The following is a 15,651-nucleotide window of genomic DNA, read 5'->3' as shown; positions in this document are numbered from 1 at the left end:
AAGTGAGCTACTCAGCGTGTTTTTTGGCAACTGTTTTAAGTCAAGCTGCTGCAAAAATAACGAGCAATAAAAAACCGCCCAATGTTGCCATTGGACGGTTAATCTATAACTGATCCAATTAATGGATGAGTTCAGTCAATGCAGTTTAATTAAACGGCAACCGCACGATCACGGCGCTTCTTATCAGCGAAGATAAGCGCGATTAGACAGATAATACCTGTGGCAATACCAATAGGATCGCTTAGTGATTGCTCAAGGCCTAAACCAATACCCGCTGTTGCGATATAAGAGACAGTTACAGCGGTACCTATGATTGCCGGCAGACTCACAATCCAATGGATGGTGCCACGGTCAAACAGATACTTAGTCGCTAGCCAAAGCACGCTGGTTGATAGCAGCATGTTTGAGAACGCAAAGTAACGCCATACCAAGGAGAAGTTAATCATGGTCATGAAGTAAGCAATCACCAAGATAGGCACAGCAACCAGCAGACGGTTGCGAATGCTTTGTGGGATCTTGAATGCATCGATAATGGTCAGACGCAATGAGCGGAAAGCCGTATCACCAGAGGTGATTGGGAAAATCGCTACCGCGATAATCGCCATAATACCACCAGCAACACCAAGGTAAGAGGTCGCTACCTGGTTAACCACAAGACCTGGACCACCTGCATCTAACACGCTCTTCAGTTCAGCATAACCACCTGGGAATGCGGCAATACCCGCCAATGCCCATACACATGCCACGATACCTTCAGACATCATTGCACCGTAGTACACAGGACGAACATATTTTTCGTTAGTGAGACAGCGCGCCATGATTGGAGCCTGTGTCGAGTGGAAACCACTGATCGCACCACAAGTAATGGTCACGAATAATAGCGGCCATACAGGTAATCCATCAGGATTAGGGGTTAATAAGGCTTCGTGTGCACCGTGATCGAAATAAGCGAAGATGTCATCTGCAACCGGAAGGTGCGGTGCATTGATTAACAAAGCAACACCGATTGAGACTGTCATGGTGATCATCAACAGACCAAACGCAGGGTAAAGTTTAGTGATGATTTTATCGATAGGTAGCAAGGTCGCTAGGAAGTAGTAACCTAAAATCACCAATACCCAGAATGTATTGCTGGCCATAATCGTGCCTTCAAACATATCTAGGTGGCTCAGCAAACCTGCTGGGCTCATGATGAATACCACACCCACAAAGAACAATAGCATGGCGGTAAAAATCAGCATTAAGCCTTTGAAATAAATATTAAAGTAGTGACCGGCGATTTCAGGCAGACTCTTACCATCTTCTTTGATACTTAAAACGCCAGAGAAGTAATCGTGTACTGCACCACCAATAATGTTACCTAGTACAATCCAAACCAGAGCAACTGGGCCATACAGGGCACCCAAAATTGGACCAAAGATAGGACCTACACCAGCTACGTTAAGGAACTGAATTAAGTAGGCTTTGACTGGATGAACCGCGACATAATCGACGCCGTCATCAAATCGTGCTTGTGGGGTTTTTGCGCTAGGGTCAATACCAGCCTGACGTTCTACAAAAGGACTGTAGAATTTAAAGGCTAATATTAGTAACGCAATACAAATAAAAAATATTAGCATTGTTATCACCATCCATTGTTTTGTAAGTTTTTTTTAAACAACCAATTTTCTTTAGCTCAAGTCAAACGGTCAATCAACAATTGGTCGTATTGCAAAGAGGTGGCTTTGCCTGTTAAGTTTATCAATCAATCCCAAAAAGCCTAGGGATTGCCGCAACTGAACAACGCCTCAGCCTACTACAGTTAATCTCGAAAGCAATATTAGTTTTAGCTATATTGTGTAAGCCTAAATTATAGCTATTATCACTATTGCTGACATTATAGGCAGTAGATTAATTTGAGAAGTTGTAGCAGCTTAATAAGTTTAAGCATTTTATAATCTCCCCACCGCTATTGGACTTTTTTGTAATTGGAGCTGCTGTGTTAACGGATCCCCTATTTTGGCTGGTCGCCATACCTGCAGTCCTGATCACCGGCATCTCAAAGTCAGGCTTTGCGGGCGGCGCCGGAGGATTAACGGTTCCCTTGCTGGCATTAGCGGTCAGCCCAACTACTGCAGCGGCGCTGATGTTACCGCTACTTATCTATATGGACATACTGAGTGTGCGTTCGTGGTGGGGACAGCAAAACAATCGCCATCTACTGATTTTACTGCCTGCTGCGGTATTGGGAATTGCGGTGGGTTATCTACTATTTGATCGACTCAACGAAACCTATCTAAAGGCGATTCTAGGTGCTATTGCTCTGCTATTTGGCCTGTATGGATTACTGCTCAGTGGCCGCTTTAGCAAAACGCCTTCACCACTATTTGGCCGTTTGTGCGGCGCGCTGGCAGGCTTTACCAGCTTTGTCGCTCACGCCGGAGGCCCGCCACTGAACACTTATTTGCTACCGCTGAGATTAATCAAAAGCGAATACTTGGCGACGGCAGTGATGTTTTTTGCCGTGGTGAACGCGGTCAAGCTGATCCCTTATAGTCTGCTGGGTCAGGTTAACCTGAATAATTTGTTGGTGTCTTTAATGCTTGCTCCCATCGCCTACATAGGCGTGCGATTAGGGCTAGCGATCCAAGACAAGCTCAGCGAATCCCTATTTAAGCAGATCATCTTTGGATTGATGATAGTGGTCGGTATTCGCTTGCTTTGGGGTGTCTTAGGTTAGTTCGCTTGTGATAATTTGCTAGTGTTCGCCACAGCTTGTCCGTAAACGATTTGTGTACGTAATGCCTGCTGACGAGTTAGCCACCACATCACTAATCCACCGAGCGACAATAATGCTGCGGCATAACCTGTCATCTCGATACCGTAACCAGACAAAATGACTAAACTGCCCACCCAAGGGCCAATCGCGTTAGCCATATTAAAGGCACATTGGGCTAAGGCTTGAGTCATTGCCTGCCCTTCTGGGGCAACATCGAGCAATCTTGACTGTAAAMCCCCCGCCAATCCGATGCCACAACCGATAAAAAACACCACAGGCACCAGAGCCCAATAGGAGTGAGCCACAGAGGGATACAGTGCCAAAACCAAAGTGGATAAACAGAGTGACCAAAATGCCACATTCATTGCCGCCTTATCGGCGAGGGATCCACATACTAAGGTGCCTGCGGTTGCTCCGACACCAAACACCGCCATCATAATAGGAATATATAAACCTTGAACCTGGGTGACATTAATTAAGGTTTCGGCCAAGTAGGTATACACACAAAACACACCGCCGAAACCGATCACCGCAATACCAAGAATTAACCACACTTCTTTGTTCTTCAGGCTTTGCAACTCTTTCTTGAGACTCACATTAGCATCTACGGCAATATTCGGGGCTTTGAGAAAGATCAGCAGCGCCGCTGTCGTGGCGATAATCGACACCAAAATAAAGCCCGCACGCCAGCCAATAACCTGCCCAATCCAAGTTGCTAAAGGCACACCGACAATCGTTGCCAGCGTCAGGCCGATGATCACGCGCGACAGAGCACGGGCTTTTTTATCTGGCGGAACTAACGATGCCGCCAACAGCATAGCGAAACCAAAGTAAGCACCATGAGGCAACCCGCTAAGAAAGCGGAAAAACACCAACCAAGAGAGCGAAGGCGCCAGCGCGCTCAAACCATTGGCAATAGCCATGGTCGAAGCCAAGGCGATCAGTAAGGTACGGCGTCGAACCTTCACCCCAAATACCATGATGATCGGCGATCCCACCACGACCCCGAGCGCATAGGCGCTGATGGCATAACTCACTTGCGCCACATCCACACCTAAATCCCTTGCGATATAAGGCACTAAGGTCATCGAGGCAAATTCAGTCGTTCCCAATGCAAAGGTTCCCAGCGCAAGGGCAAAGATAACCCAAAACGGACTCGACGAATGCGACGATCTAGACTGCGGTGAATGACTCACTTTTTACAACTCCAACAACAAAATAGGATAGGTAATACAGGTAGGAAAACAGAGTCTGTTTGCGACTCAATTCTAATAGATGTTTATGGTGACTTTATATCACTAGCCTCTTAAGTCATACAAATGACAAATTTTCATTATCTTCATAACTTCTGGCTATACAGATGATATTTTACATAACTTACGCTCGTATCAGAAAGCCATATAGATGTGCTAAAATCGCCGCCAATTATAGTCACCAGCAAGGTAAAGCAATGAATCCGATTATTGCCATCTTAAAAGAACATAACGTCAGCGACGAAAAAATTAACCAGCTATTTCAAGCCCTCACCGACAACCCATTGATGGCAATGGGCATTGTAGGGCAACTGGGAATTCCGCAAGAAAAGTTACAGCAGCTGATGGCTTTGGTGATGCAAAATCCTGCGTTGATCAAAGAAGCGGTGTTAGAGCTAGGCTTGGACTTTTCTAAGGTTGAAGCCGCCAAAGCACAATTGCAAAAATAACGGTTTAATCGCCAAAATTTTTAATGCTAGCAAGGTGTATGCTCAAAAGCCCAAGTCTCAACTTGGGCTTTTTTAGTGCTAAATGTTCAATGTGATTACTGGAATATGATGAGATTTGAATAGGGTAGATGAGATAAGTGAAGTGCTAGAAACGAAAATTAACATCTAAGCCAACATAGCTGCCACCCACCTCGGGCTTAACCACTGGCGTTAAGATATAGCTATCGGTTAAATAGGCACCAATTGCCGCACCGATAACATGGGCTCCAGCATCCAGCAACGCTTCCTCGGCAGTATTGGTGGACTTATCATATTCATGATATTGAATTAACACACCAAAGGCTGAGCTAACCCCGAATCCCATCCAAAATCTGTCTTGCTCTGGAAAAAATTTATCGGTGCCCCAAGTCACTGTCCCAGCAATTAAGGCTCCACCAATGGCATGGCTGGTTTCACTGTAGACGCCGTTATCAGCCATCACAGGACTACACAGACCACTCAACAAAACTAAAGATAATAAGCGCTTCATCCCTTCTCCTTGGATATTTTATAAAACTCATTTTATGCCAATCATTATTACATCAATAGGTTAACTCACCCGATTTGAGTGTAGTCGCTGTTTTTTCATCTGTCCTGATCTTGCTTGAATCTTCAATTAAAAGCAGTCGCTAACCCAAAAACAAACTTATGACGTTTGTAAAAGTTTGCCTAACGAACGAGTTTTAGCACTTCTGATGCTGTGTTAACGCCTTTGACCGTTGAACTACAGCACATAACATATTGAATTAAGCTGCTGAACAAGAAGGGGCTATAGACAAATACACTAAAGTGTCTCAAAAATGAGACACTGTGTGTCAACCAATAAACCCTAAATATTCAATTAGATAAAGGATTTTACTTACCTTTAACATTCAGGAATGAATTTACGGCTCAGAGGCAAAATTTTTATCTCTATAAATCAACCCCTTAATTTTGTGGCATAGTTAATGCCTTTAAAAGGTGGCAACAAACATAATTCGACCGCTCATTTAGTTCGTCCTTTGTGCATCATGATGAACCTTAAATAAGCGGCTTAATTAACCTTTAAGTGGTTAATTCTGATGATGTTGGAGGTCACCATGAGTAAATCACCAAAATTGAAACTTACGCCATTGTTAACCAGTAGCTTATCTCTGCTGGCAGCGGTGCCGTTTTTCGTAAGTGCATTATCAGGTGCCATTTTTACCACAACAGAAGATGGCGCAATCGTAAATGAAAACGTGAGGTATCAAGATAAATTAGATGTCTATTTAGATGGTGGGCCAAGAATGAATGCCCCTGCATCCGCAGCGTCGCTCCCTGACGGTGACTATTATTTTCAGGTGACCGACCCAAGTGGTAAAGATCTGCTTTCGAGTGACCATATCAGTTGTCGTAAAATCACCATCAACAATGGCGTAATAACCGAGTACCATGGCGCCGATGGTCACAATTACAGTTATAAAAATGGTCAAAATGGTGGCTGGATTGAAGAGGAATGTACTGGTCACGCCTTTAATACTGATGTCGATCATGGCGGCGATCCCCTTTATGCCATGGTTATTCAGCTTTACCCTTATGACGACACACCTAACAGCGGCGGTGTCTACAAAGTCTGGATCACCCCAGTTGACAACTATGACCCTGTTAATGAATTGGATTTAGATGGCAATAAGCATCAAGCCGTCAATCAAGAGGGTTACCAAGCCGGTAACTTCCATGGGTTTATCCCACGTTTTTCTAAAACCGATAATTACAAGGTAAAACAAAAACGTAGACAGGAATATGGGATTATTGCCCTACGTAACTACCATGATGCCAACCTCAACTGTCGTTTAGACCCAGGCGAGAAATTTATTTGGGGCTGGGAATATGGGATTGATGATGGTTTAGGCGTGCGTAATACCGGTGTTACCCAAGATGAGTCAGGTGGTGATCCCAGCACTATTTTAATGCAAGAGGCGCTCGGTAAATTAGATGATTTATGGAACTTAGACCATTATCGTTGGACCGAAGATGAGGATAAAAACCTCAACAGTCAATACTTCACAACTTCTGGTTACGCCCATGCTTACCAAGCATTCACCTCGACCAACACCGGGCCAGAGGATCCCGCACTGTGGGACGAGCCCAGCGATTACCTAGAGCGATTCCTGATGGAAATGGTCTGTTTAGATGCTGTGGACTCCGGTGATGGACCACAAACTGCCAATGAGTTTACTGGATTTACCCCATCAGCACTGGGTGTAGTGCCCGAAATTAACAATGAGGATCCACAAATTACCCTCACCTTAGGTCAGGTGGGTTTCGCCAATATGAAAGTCACCAAAATATTCGACACCAACGGTAACGGCGTTGCCGATGATGGAGAGATGGGGATTCCTAACTGGCCGGTACGTATTAAATACGCCCCCAGCCTATTACAGTCCAGTGGTGGTCCAGTACCTGACACCATCAGTCCCACCGAAAACGCCGATCTTTACGATGAAATCATTGCTCGTTTCCAGCCAAATGTTGAACCGGGTGAAGCCTTGCTCGTCAATGGTATCGCGACTCGTATGACAGATTCCAACGGTGAGCACACCTTTAAACTCTTGCTACCTAATGGCTATGGCGATGCACCATTCACGCTGCATCCGTCTGACTACTATCAAGTAGAAGAAGCTAGTGCCCAGGGTTGGCAGGCAAGTTCAAATATGGCGATGAACTTCGACGTACGTTCAGAGGCCAGTGGTGTAGAAGGCAGATTAACCCCGATTATGGGTAAAACCTATATGGACGATAGCGATACCGGACTAGAGGAAATTGTGTTTACGAATCTGTGCTTTAATGAAGTCAGCTTCGGCACGAAAGGTTATTGGCATAACAAAAATGGCCTAGGTGAAATGGAAGAGTCATTTGTTACTAGCTACATCAACACCCTAGATCCTTACGATAGCGAAACCAGCTATTTTGGTGCCGGTGATGAGCCCTTCGACGGCAAATATTCTGATAATACAAATGTCGATGCAGCCTTCAATAATGACGATATAAACGATGCATTATCGGCTCAGGCAGGAACGGTAAAAGCAGAGGTTTCACACTTCTTAGTCGACAGTAATGGCGGTGGCGATCCAAGAGAGCAGCTTGCTCAGCAATTACTGGCCTTCCTATTTAATGTCGAATACCGCCTCGGTGGCGACGCTCAATTAATACTTTCTGGAGGAGGCACTATTTCGGCACAAACATTAATTGATGAAGCCATAGCCGCTTGGCAAGGCACAGATGCAACCAGCCAAAACGAGTATAAAACACAGCTCGATGACTTTAATAATATGAAGGTAGGTGAAGAAGGTGGTGGGGTGCAATTTATCCCTAGCGATCCTGCGAACTGCCCACCATTGCCAAGCGGGTTTGAAGCACAATAATTTATAGCAAATTGGAGTTCCACTTAAATCAGGCATCCCTTGCAATAAGGGATGCCTATTTTAATCCAAATAATACCACTCTGTATAAGAAGGTTTTTGAGGCATCAACCCCTACAGCGTTATGACCAAACAAGCGCTAGTACTAGCCTTTAGAGGCGACGAGGACAACCTAGAATAAATCAGCACCCTCAGACAGCGGCTCGCCGCTCAACAACAGAATTATAACTCAGCCCACTCTATGATTGGTTATCGCACCCAGCGCATCAGCTGGTTAGCATCTTTTACCGCAAACTGCCTTTTGATCAACTTGCCAGCGCCATCAAACAGCAAGAGTTCAGAAGCTCCGGCACGGTGTTTAGCAATCAATTGGTCGCCTTCTGGCGTACCAACCCTAGCAAGCAGGAAATGGACATTATCCCCCAAATGCTCACGCGCCTCATTCATCTGTTCAGTCTGACTATTACTCGATGCATAATTGGGATCGTAAACAAAAACGACCGCTGGCTTGCCGGTACCAATTTGCTCATGAGTCGCCTTAAAGCCTTTAGGCATCATCATTAACAACAGTCCTATTAAGGCCACTACTGAAAGCGAAACCCCAACCGCCACCCACGGCCCACGTTTAACTCCATTTAAATGTCGATTTCCCACAATGATAATCCCTCACTCACTTATTCAAACCAGACTCGAAAAAAAATTAATCGGAGATTGTAACCAAGCAACCTGAGGCAGAGATTAAAAATAGCTAGATAAGATAAACAAAAATGCCTGAATCTCGCCGCAGTAACGCTTTACCTGAACTGTATAAGATGTGTACTATTAAATTGATTTTTATCAAGTTGCTCATGATTGAGCAATGAATGGATGCGATTGATAAATGATTCTAAAAGCCAAATCACCACAAGCAGTAACATCACCTCAAGCCTGTGCAGGACAGAAGCAGGAACAAGACGTCGCCTTTTTTCTGCGTCGTGCCTACAAAGAACATAAACAAGTGCTGGTCATCAACGACTTCAAGTTCCGCTTTAACGACGAAACAGCACAAATCGACCACCTCATCATATATCCCTATGGGTTCGTATTAATTGAATCGAAAAGCATCAAAGGTCGAATTCAAGTAAATCAACAACAAGAATGGACGCGCAGTTACCAAAACCGCTGGTTTGGGATGCCATCTCCGATTAAGCAAATCGAACTACAGCAAGCACTACTTCTCGATCTGTTAACGCATCATCGAACCGACATTCTAGGCAAGTTACTTGGGATAAAACAACAGGGCTTCAGACTGCGTTGCTGGGATCACCTCTGTGCTGTTTCAAGCGATGCGGTGATCAACCGTGATACTATGCCAAAGGCTATTTCAGACAAACTGGTAAAAACTGAATTCCTTGTCGATAAACTTAATCAAGTAATGAACTTAAAAAATAAGTTTATTCGCACAGTAAACTTCACCGATACCCGCCCCGACTTTAACCAAACCGAACTCGACTCTATCGCAAATTTCTTAATTGACCAGCACCTCGGGGAGTTTCAAAAAACAAGCAACAGCGTCGAGATGCAAACGTCAGAAACCCAGCTTACAGAAATAGAACAACTGCCGATAAATCAAATTCGGCAACCAACACCTGTAACTTACCAAACACAACACCCAACCGCAGGCAGCTCCATCAAATTAAGTTGTAAACATTGTGGTGAATCAAGTGATTACACGCCAATGTATGGCAAGTTCGGCTATTACATTCACTGTACTCCGTGCACTAAAAACACGCCGATGAAACAAGCCTGTCCACATTGTCAAAGCAAGAATACTAAAGTACAAAAACGTAGAGAGACCTACACGCTACACTGCCAAGAATGCAGCTTCAGCCAGCAGATAATCTAAGGAACAGAACTTGAATAGCATGGAGAAAGGAACTCTCGTTCGCTGGAACAGTGAAAAAGGCTTCGGGTTTATCAAGCCAGATACAGCCAATGCTCAAGATGTGTTTATTCATATCTCGGCATTAAAGCAGATGGCGAGAAAGCCCGTTGTTGGCGACCAAATCAACTATTTCTCTGAGTTGCAGAGTGACGGCAAGATCAAGGCAATAAAAGCCAATATTGAAGGTGTGGCAATTATTGCTGCCAGTTCAAACCGCCGCGATAACAAATATAATGGCCAACACAATGGCCAGTACAAACGTAAATCATTAAGCGGATTACTGCTGCCACTTTTAGTCGTACTCGGCCTTGGCATATTTGGCTTTAAAAAATACGAAGAGCTGACCTCAACGCCAGTGCTCACCAACCAAGATGTCGAACAGATGCAGTTTAACCCAGTGCAGAACTTTAGCTGCGAAGCAGGCAAAACCCACTGTAGCCAGATGCGCTCCTGTGCTGAAGCTAAGTATTACAACCGCTATTGCCCAGATACAAAAATGGACGGCGATGGTGACGGAATCCCCTGCGAAAGGCAGTTATGTAACTAATATCTATCACAAATGAAAGCCATAAAAAAACCGATACTAAAAACAGTATCGGTTTTTTATTAACTTGGTTTTAGGCTTTTAAGCTTCAGACCAGCACTGTTTCTAGCGCAGGAAAAATCGTTTTAGAAAGAGACCTTAACCATAACTTAGTTAGCAGTCATAAGCACAGGTAGGTCCAGATTTAGTCTTTTTATCTCTCCCATGCTCTAATTGACGTTCAGCATCTTGTACAGAAATCTTTTGGAAAAACACTTCCATAATTAGATTTAATCTTTCTTCTGCGTCTCCAAACTTGTCCATGCCTCCATACCTTACGGAGTCAAAATCAAGTTCTGCTAGCTTCATTCCTTTATTATCAGTTACATCTAAGTTTACGTAACGCATATAAGTAGCCACGTCCCACCACCAGTTAGCATTAAATTCAAACATGACTTGATCATCGTTTAACTCAGCATTGGGACTTGCAGTTGTTTTAGATACTTTGTAACCATTATCAACCATCCAGTTGGTCACAATGCCCCTAACTTTTGCGGTTTGATTTGGATCGTTTGTCATCACGATTTCTTTATCAAAGTTTGAATCCATTGGCTTCAGCGTTGTTAGCCCATTGCTTGAACAGCCTGTAATCGCTATTAAAAACAAACCGAATATTATCTTTCTCATTTTAATGTCCCTTTAGTTATATGGGGCTTTACGCCACCAAATATATAATTTCCATTTTTTAAATAGTGATAATAATCAACTAACTACACAATGTACATATTGATTGAAATCAATGTTCTAGCTTACAACAGCCAACAAGAGGTAAGATAATCCAGTTACAAAAAGCCCCGATGTCGTTAGACATCGGGGCTTTCATGTTTACGTTATAAGCTTTGAACTTAAGACCAGCAGAGCATTTTACGTGGTATAAATCTTGTTAGAGCAAGGCGCTTTACCGCGACGTTTAGTACACTAAATGAGTGGTGAAGCAACGCAGCTATCACAGATTTAGGCCCGTAAAAATTACATCATGCCGCCCATACCGCCCATACCACCCATTCCGCCCATGCCACCCATATCAGGTGCAGCAGCGTCTTGTGGAACCTCACCAACCATAGCTTCGGTAGTGATCATCAGGCCAGCAATTGAAGAGGCAAACTGTAGCGCGCTACGAGTCACTTTAGTTGGGTCAAGAATACCCATCTCTAGCATGTCACCGTATACGTCGCTACCTGCGTTGTAACCGTAGTTACCAGTACCGTTCTTAACGTTGTTAGCCACAACTGACGCTTCTTCACCAGCGTTGGTCGCGATTTGACGTAGAGGCGCTTCCATTGCACGTAGTGCGATAACCACACCGTGTTTTTGGTCTTCGTTAGCGACTTCAACTTCACCAATTTTGCTTGCTACGCGGATGAGTGCAACACCACCACCAGCAACCACACCTTCTTCAACAGCGGCGCGAGTCGCGTGTAGTGCATCTTCTACGCGAGCTTTTTTCTCTTTCATTTCAACTTCTGTGGCTGCGCCCACTTTGATCACTGCAACACCGCCAGCTAGTTTAGCCATACGCTCTTGTAGTTTCTCTTTGTCGTAGTCAGAAGTTGATTCTTCAGCTTGTACTTTAATCTGGGTAACGCGAGCTTGGATCTGCTCTTGTTCACCGTTACCGTCGATAATGGTGGTGTCATCTTTAGTGATAACAACGCGCTTAGCCGTACCTAGGTCTTCTAGGGTCGCTTTTTCAAGCTCTAGGCCGATCTCTTCAGCGATAACAGTACCGCCAGTGAGGATAGCGATATCTTGTAGCATCGCCTTACGACGGTCGCCAAAGCCTGGTGCTTTAACCGCAGCCACTTTAACGATGCCGCGCATGTTGTTTACAACCAATGTTGCTAGTGCTTCACCTTCAACGTCTTCTGCAACGATAAGCAGTGGCTTACCTGTTTTCGCTAGACCTTCAAGGATTGGCAGTAGCTCACGGATGTTAGAGATTTTCTTGTCAACCAATAGGATGTATGGGTTTTCAAGTTCAACACTGCCAGTTTCTGGCTTGTTGATGAAGTATGGAGATAGGTAACCACGGTCGAACTGCATACCTTCAACAACGTCGAGTTCGTTTTCTAGTGCTTGACCTTCTTCAACTGTAATCACGCCTTCTTTACCGACGCGTTCCATCGCTGTTGCGATGATTTCACCGATTGATTCGTCAGAGTTTGCAGAGATAGTACCTACCTGAGCAATCGCTTTAGTGTCTGCACACTCTTGAGATAGGGCTTTAAGCTCAGCAACGGCTGCAACAACGGCTTTGTCGATACCACGCTTAAGATCCATTGGGTTCATGCCCGCTGCAACGGCTTTTAGGCCTTCAGTTACGATAGCTTGCGCTAGTACAGTTGCAGTGGTGGTACCGTCACCGGCGGCATCGTTGGCTTTAGAAGCAACTTCTTTCACCATTTGCGCGCCCATGTTTTCGAACTTATCTTCTAGTTCGATCTCTTTTGCTACTGACACACCGTCTTTAGTGATAAGTGGTGCACCAAAGCTTTTGTCTAATACGACGTTACGACCTTTAGGGCCTAAAGTCACTTTCACTGCGTTAGCTAGTACGTTTACGCCCGCTAGCATTTTTACGCGTGCGTCATTACCAAATAATACTTCTTTAGCTGCCATGTTCTGTATCCTTTAAGAAAATCGGGTTAACTGGAGAAAACTAACTTAGTGGATTATTCCACTACAGCTACAAGGTCGGCTTCAGATAGGATCAATACTTCTTCACCATCGATCTTCTCTTTCTTCACGCCATAACCTTCGTTGAAGATAACAATGTCACCGACTTTAACGTCGAGAGGCTGTACTGTGCCGTTTTCAAGAATTCGGCCATTGCCTACAGCAAGTACTTCACCGCGAGTTGATTGCTCAGCGGCACTGCCTGTCAATACGATGCCACCGGCTGATTTTGATTCAACTTCAGAACGCTTAACGATGACGCGGTCATGTAATGGACGAATATTCATCTATGGACTCTCCTAATGATTCTTTTGCCCAACAAACGTTGGCGGTTTATCAAAGTAATTCGACATATACCTTATGCCGACTGATGTTTGCTATATGGGGGTCACTATTGTCAGATCCAAGGGCTTTACAAAAAAAATCTCAAATTTTTAACTGGGTTTTATTAAAGCCTGAGCAATCCTGTTAGAATTGCCCTCCTTCTCTGATTAGGGTCATCCAGATTTAATGAAAGACAGACACGGGATCTTAAGCCAACCCATCGGCCAAGTGCTGCTAAAACTGAGCCTGCCAAATCTGGTTGGTATCTTGACCGTGCTCGGCTTTAGTCTGGTGGATACCTTTTTTATCAGCCAGCTCGGCACTGAATCTCTGGCGGCTATCAGCTTTACCTTCCCGGTGACCTTGATCATATCCAGCCTGGCTATCGGTATCGGCGCTGGGGTTTCGACCAATCTTGCTAGGCTGATAGGCAGTGGTCATAGCGCCAAGGCCAAAGTATTTTTACACGATGCACTGCTGCTCACCGTCAGTTTAATTACGGCGCTATCAATTATAGGCAGCTTATTTATTGCGCCGCTGTTTAGTTTACTCGGCGCCAACGATTTAAGTCTGCCCTTGATCCAAGAGTACATGACCCTCTGGTATATCGGCGCGCCAATATTAGTGCTGTTAATGGTGGGCAACCAAGGGCTTAGAGCCACTGGCGATACCCGTTCTCCGGCCAAAATTATGGCATTGGCATCCTTGATAAATTTAATCCTCGACCCCTTGCTGATCTTCGGTATCGGACCTTTCCCGCGCTTAGAAATCCAAGGTGCTGCGATTGCCTCGCTGATCTCTTGGGCGCTGGCACTCTCCCTGTCGGGTTACCTGTTGATCATCAAACGTAAACTGGTACATTTTGCCGGACTGAATATCGACCGAATGCGTTGTAACTGGAAGCAACTGGCGCACATTGCCCAGCCTGCGGCCTTGATGAATCTACTTAATCCGCTAGCCAATGCGGCAATGATGGCAATGCTGGCGCGTATCGATCACAGCGCGGTGGCGGCATTCGGTGCCGGAACGCGATTAGAGTCGGTGTTACTGATAGTGGTAATGGCATTGGCCTCAAGCCTAGTGCCCTTTGTGGCGCAAAACTTAGGTGCTGGCCAAACTGAGCGCGCTCACCATGCCTTGATGTTATCGCTACGATTTGTGTTGCTATTTCAAACCTTGCTCTATCTTCCTTTATTGCTGTGTGCCGAGCCCATAGCTCAGTTATTCAGTAATGATGCTCAGGTGATTGAGTGGCTCAGTTTCTATATTATCGCCCTGCCTGCAGCTTATGGACCGCTGGGCATAGTGATCATCATGGCGATGACACTGAACGCCTATCATAGACCTATGAGCTCTTTAGTGCTTAACCTGTGTCGACTGTTTTTAATCTTACTGCCTTTAGCGGCACTGGGGTCGTATTTGGGTGGCGTTAAGGGGTTATTGCTGGCCTTGCCTATCACAAACACCATTATGGGCATTGCCTGTTATATCTTGGCCAGTCGTATCAGTGAAGGTGAGAAAGCCGCCCGCCATGCCGAGATGATTCGCAAATGATCACCGTACAAGCCGTGCATTACGTCGACCATGACTTTAGCGGTGAAGATCTGCAAGACCATCACTTCATCAATTGCCATTTTTACCGTTGCAACTTTAATCATAGCGACCTGAGCGATAGCCAATTTGAAGCCTGCCAATTCTTAGAAAGTGGCGACCTTATTGGCTGTGATTTCAGTTACGCCACCTTGACTAGTTGCCAGTTTAATCAATGCAATTTGAGCCTGAGTCAGTTTAAAGGCAGCCATTGTTTCGGCGCCGAATTTAACGCCTCAAACCTCAAGGGCGCAGACTTTCATCGTGCTAGTTTTACCAATTACATTACTCAAAAAAGTTATTTTTGCAGTGGGAAAATCACCGAATCTAACCTGGCCTATGCCAACTTGGATGGGGTATTACTGGAAGAGTGTGAACTCACAGATAATCGCTGGCTGGGTGCTAATCTCAACGGCGCATCGATGCGCGGTGCTGACCTCAGCGGCGGCGAGTTTTCTCCTGAGCAGTGGGGCTGTTTTGATCTGCGCGGCGCCAATCTCACTCGCGTTGAACTGCATGGCCTCGACCCCAGAACAGTGTCACTCGACGGGGTGATCATTAGCGGTTGGCAGCAAAGCCAATTGTTAGCGCCGCTTGGTCTTATCATTCAAGCTGATTAACAATTATCGTCCCGACAAATTAAACAAGCTTCACTTGCTTAGCCTTGCCGAC

The 15,651-nt window shown here is 45.1% G+C and carries 14 protein-coding genes; 7 read left to right on the top strand and 7 right to left on the bottom strand.

The genetic code is table 11. From position 1 onward, the window contains the following. Positions 1–149: 149 nt before the first annotated feature. A complete protein-coding gene (locus L1D21_RS01150; protein WP_239843398.1) occupies positions 150–1,619 on the bottom strand; it encodes a carbon starvation CstA family protein in 1,470 nt (489 codons plus the stop codon). A 359-nt stretch (positions 1,620–1,978) separates the two neighbouring features. Here L1D21_RS01150 and L1D21_RS01145 point away from each other — a divergent pair, with 359 nt between their 5' ends. Further along, a complete protein-coding gene (locus L1D21_RS01145; protein WP_239843397.1) occupies positions 1,979–2,719 on the top strand; it encodes a sulfite exporter TauE/SafE family protein in 741 nt (246 codons plus the stop codon). Here the strand turns inward: L1D21_RS01145 and L1D21_RS01140 are convergent. Continuing rightward, positions 2,716–3,954, bottom strand: coding sequence for an MFS transporter (locus tag L1D21_RS01140; RefSeq protein ID WP_239843396.1), 1,239 nt, complete (start codon positions 3,952–3,954; stop codon positions 2,716–2,718). The two genes, L1D21_RS01145 and L1D21_RS01140, sit on opposite strands and share 4 nt — an antisense overlap. 254 nt (positions 3,955–4,208) lie before the next feature. Here L1D21_RS01140 and L1D21_RS01135 point away from each other — a divergent pair, with 254 nt between their 5' ends. Further along, positions 4,209–4,460: a DUF2999 family protein gene (locus tag L1D21_RS01135; protein ID WP_239843395.1), complete on the top strand. Its 252-nt coding sequence runs from the start codon at positions 4,209–4,211 to the stop codon at positions 4,458–4,460. Between the two features lie 145 nt (positions 4,461–4,605). Here L1D21_RS01135 and L1D21_RS01130 read toward each other — a convergent pair whose 3' ends face one another. Next, positions 4,606–4,989 (bottom strand): hypothetical protein, encoded by a 384-nt coding sequence (locus L1D21_RS01130; RefSeq protein ID WP_239843394.1) that lies wholly within the window; start codon positions 4,987–4,989, stop codon positions 4,606–4,608. 589 nt (positions 4,990–5,578) lie between these two features. On the opposite strand from L1D21_RS01130, the gene L1D21_RS01125 reads away from it, so the two are divergent. After that, positions 5,579–7,885: a hypothetical protein gene (locus L1D21_RS01125; RefSeq protein WP_239843393.1), complete on the top strand. Its 2,307-nt coding sequence runs from the start codon at positions 5,579–5,581 to the stop codon at positions 7,883–7,885. A gap of 246 nt (positions 7,886–8,131) precedes the next feature. Here L1D21_RS01125 and L1D21_RS01120 read toward each other — a convergent pair whose 3' ends face one another. Further along, on the bottom strand, positions 8,132–8,536 hold the full coding sequence (locus L1D21_RS01120) for a hypothetical protein (RefSeq protein ID WP_239843392.1): 405 nt from the start codon (positions 8,534–8,536) through the stop codon (positions 8,132–8,134). 226 nt (positions 8,537–8,762) lie between these two features. Here L1D21_RS01120 and L1D21_RS01115 point away from each other — a divergent pair, with 226 nt between their 5' ends. Continuing rightward, entirely contained in the window at positions 8,763–9,767 is a 1,005-nt protein-coding gene (locus tag L1D21_RS01115; RefSeq protein ID WP_239843391.1) for a nuclease-related domain-containing protein, read from the top strand. Between the two features lie 19 nt (positions 9,768–9,786). Next, positions 9,787–10,353 (top strand): excalibur calcium-binding domain-containing protein, encoded by a 567-nt coding sequence (locus L1D21_RS01110; protein WP_239844158.1) that lies wholly within the window; start codon positions 9,787–9,789, stop codon positions 10,351–10,353. A 150-nt stretch (positions 10,354–10,503) separates the two neighbouring features. Here L1D21_RS01110 and L1D21_RS01105 read toward each other — a convergent pair whose 3' ends face one another. The 3 genes from L1D21_RS01105 to L1D21_RS01095 form a co-directional block, all read right to left on the bottom strand. Then, positions 10,504–11,016 carry an Sbal_3080 family lipoprotein gene (locus tag L1D21_RS01105; RefSeq protein WP_239843390.1) on the bottom strand — a complete coding sequence of 171 codons (513 nt, stop codon included), beginning with the start codon at positions 11,014–11,016 and terminating at the stop codon, positions 10,504–10,506. 342 nt (positions 11,017–11,358) lie between these two features. Next, positions 11,359–13,008 (bottom strand): chaperonin GroEL, encoded by a 1,650-nt coding sequence (groL, locus tag L1D21_RS01100; protein ID WP_239843389.1) that lies wholly within the window; start codon positions 13,006–13,008, stop codon positions 11,359–11,361. 53 nt (positions 13,009–13,061) lie between these two features. After that, positions 13,062–13,352 (bottom strand): co-chaperone GroES, encoded by a 291-nt coding sequence (locus tag L1D21_RS01095; RefSeq protein WP_239843388.1) that lies wholly within the window; start codon positions 13,350–13,352, stop codon positions 13,062–13,064. 223 nt (positions 13,353–13,575) lie between these two features. On the opposite strand from L1D21_RS01095, the gene L1D21_RS01090 reads away from it, so the two are divergent. Then, entirely contained in the window at positions 13,576–14,943 is a 1,368-nt protein-coding gene (locus L1D21_RS01090) for an MATE family efflux transporter (RefSeq protein ID WP_239843387.1), read from the top strand. Continuing rightward, positions 14,940–15,599: a Qnr family pentapeptide repeat protein gene (locus L1D21_RS01085; protein ID WP_239843386.1), complete on the top strand. Its 660-nt coding sequence runs from the start codon at positions 14,940–14,942 to the stop codon at positions 15,597–15,599. Before L1D21_RS01090 ends, L1D21_RS01085 begins: the two co-directional genes overlap by 4 nt. Positions 15,600–15,651: the final 52 nt, after the last annotated feature.

It is taken from the genome of Shewanella sp. Isolate11 (genome assembly GCF_022398315.1).
Lineage (GTDB): Bacteria > Pseudomonadota > Gammaproteobacteria > Enterobacterales > Shewanellaceae > Shewanella.
This window is presented reverse-complemented; position numbering and strand designations above follow the sequence as displayed.